Here is a 2324-nt window from a genome sequence, read left to right as displayed (position 1 = left end):
CGCCGACTCCCGCGAGCTGTCCGCGACCTCGGCCGCGTGCAGCAGCGCCTTGGTCGGGATGCACCCGCGGTGCAGGCACGTGCCACCCAGCTTGTCCTTCTCGATCAAGCCGACGGTGACGCCCAGCCGCCGAACCCGAACGTCAGCGCCGTCGACGTGACGAACAGCGGCGCGACCATCGCGCCGAGCGAGTAGCCCATCGAGAACACGCCCTGGTAGGTGCCCGCCTGCACGGGGTCGGCGAGTTCGAAGCTGAGACCCCAGCCGCCAGCCTGCGAGAGCACCTCGGCGAAGGCGTGGGCGGCCGCGGCCGCGACGACGACGGCGGCCGCGAACCCGGCGGGGAGCCCCGCGGCGGCGGCGTAGACGAGACACGCGGCGGCCATGAGCCACGCCGCGAGCGCCGAGACCCGACCCGCCCGCCGCAGGTCGTGGGTGCCGCGCGAGAGCGGAACCTGGAACAGCACCACGATGACCGTGTTGAGGATGAGCACCACCGCGACGAGCACCTCGGGGGCGGCCGTGTCGTTCGCGATCCACAGCGGCACGCCGACCTCGCCGACGCCGAACTGCATCCCGAAGACCGCGCTGAGCGCGCTGAGCGCGAGGTAGCGGGGGTCGCGCCAGGGGGAGTGCGCGCGGCGGGCGAGGCGTTCGGCACGAGCGGATGCCGCGACATCCGTCGACCCCGTCGCCGTGGTGATCACCGCGGCATCCGTCGCGACCCGCTTCGGAGCGTCGACGTATGCCGGGAGCCGCACGAGCTGGGTGACGCCCGCGAGGTACATGACCCCGGCGCCGACGATGATCCAGCGGTAGGCGTCGGCCGTGCCGGCGAGCAGCGCGACGGCGCCGATGCCCGACCCGACCGCGATGGCGACGTTCGTCACCGTACGCAGGACGGCGCGGGCGTGCACCCGGCTCTCGCCGTCGAAGGCGCGGGCGATGATGGCCATGCGAGTCGAGTTCGCCGCCTGCTCGACGGCGCCGACGAGCACGGCGATCACGAGGGCGGTGACGAAGTCGTGGGCGAACACGTAGCAGACGAGGCCGATGCCGTCGACGATGGAGAGCACGATGAGCAGGCGCTTCGCGCTCGTGCGGTCGGCCAGCCAACCGCCGGCCAGCGACGACAGGACGCCCGCGGCGCTGGCCGCGCCGAGCACGATCGCCACCTCGTGCGGCGCGAGGCCGACGATGAGCGTGAAGTAGAGCACCGTCACCGTGAGGAAGATGCCCCGGCCGACCCGGCTGATGAGGGTGGCGATGACGAGGATGCGCAGGACGGGGTCGGCGACCGAGCCGACGATGCGCCGGAAGAGTCCGGGGCGGGCGGCCGCGTCGGCCTCGGGCGTCGCGTACGTGGCGGCCGCCTGCGCCGCGGCCTCGTCTGAGGCGGCGGATGCGTCGTCGAGGTCGGGCTCGATGACGGGGAGGGTGCCGGTGTCTGGGGTGGGGGTCGCGCTCACGTTCCCAGTTCTGCCATAGCCACGGGGCCGGTCGAAATCGATGTAGCGTTGCTCTACATGTTGAAGTACCTGCTGACCGAGGACGATGTCGGCAGCGTGCGCTTCGGCATCTCGCCCCTCTGCGAGCTGGGCCTCTCGCTCCGTGCGATCAAGGAGCCCGCGCGCTTCCCGCTGCAGCTCGGCTGGCTGCGCCGCACCGAGGACGCGCGGGCCCGCCTCGACCTGCGCACCCTCTCCGGGCTCATCGATGAGCGGATGTGGACGCCCGACTTCCTGAACCCGCGTCCGAGCTCGCCGCTCACCCGCATCGAGGACGAGTTCGCCGGCCTGCTCGAGACGCCGCCCGAGGTCTTCCGGCGCGACCTGATCGCCGTGCACGGGCATGTGCCCGACGTGTTCGCGGGGTCCACGAGTGCTTCGCTCCGGCGCATCGCCCGCGCGCTCCGGCAGCTGTGGGAGACGTGCTTCGAGCCGTACTGGCCGCGCATGCGCGCCGTACTCGAGGCCGACGTCGTGTACCGCGGCCGCCAGATCGCGCAGTCCGGCGTGGCGACCATGCTCAACGGGCTCTCCGAGCGCATCGAGTACGACCGGGGGGTCGTCGCCGTGCGCCTGCACGACCCCGCCGACCGCACGATCGCCATCGACGGCAACGGCCTGACGCTCGTCCCCACCATGTTCACCCGCCGCGCATCCGCGCCGGTGGGCGATGGGCCGCCGATGATCATGTACTCCGCCCGCGGCCAGGGCGCCCTCTGGGAGACCGAGCATGTCGCCAACCCGGGCGCCGTCGTCGCGGTGCTCGGCCAGACCCGGGCGAGCCTGCTCGCGGCGCTCGGCGACCCCGCCTCGTCG

At 72.9% G+C, this 2324-nt stretch carries 2 protein-coding genes; one reads left to right on the top strand and one right to left on the bottom strand.

The features are described from left to right. Nucleotides 1-104: 104 nt before the first annotated feature. Nucleotides 105-1469 (bottom strand): MFS transporter, encoded by a 1365-nt coding sequence (locus GH736_RS21340; RefSeq protein ID WP_159606881.1) that lies wholly within the window; start codon nucleotides 1467-1469, stop codon nucleotides 105-107. Between the two features lie 57 nt (nucleotides 1470-1526). Between GH736_RS21340 and GH736_RS21335 the strand changes: the two genes are divergently transcribed. Beyond that, nucleotides 1527-2324: DUF5937 family protein (locus GH736_RS21335; protein WP_159606879.1), on the top strand; the 798-nt coding region annotated here is incomplete at its 3' end.

The sequence above is a fragment of the Agromyces humi genome, from assembly GCF_009720255.1.
Classification (GTDB): Bacteria; Actinomycetota; Actinomycetes; order Actinomycetales; family Microbacteriaceae; genus Agromyces; species Agromyces humi.
Note: the sequence above shows the minus strand (reverse complement) of the source record. Positions and strands in the feature narration are given on the sequence as shown.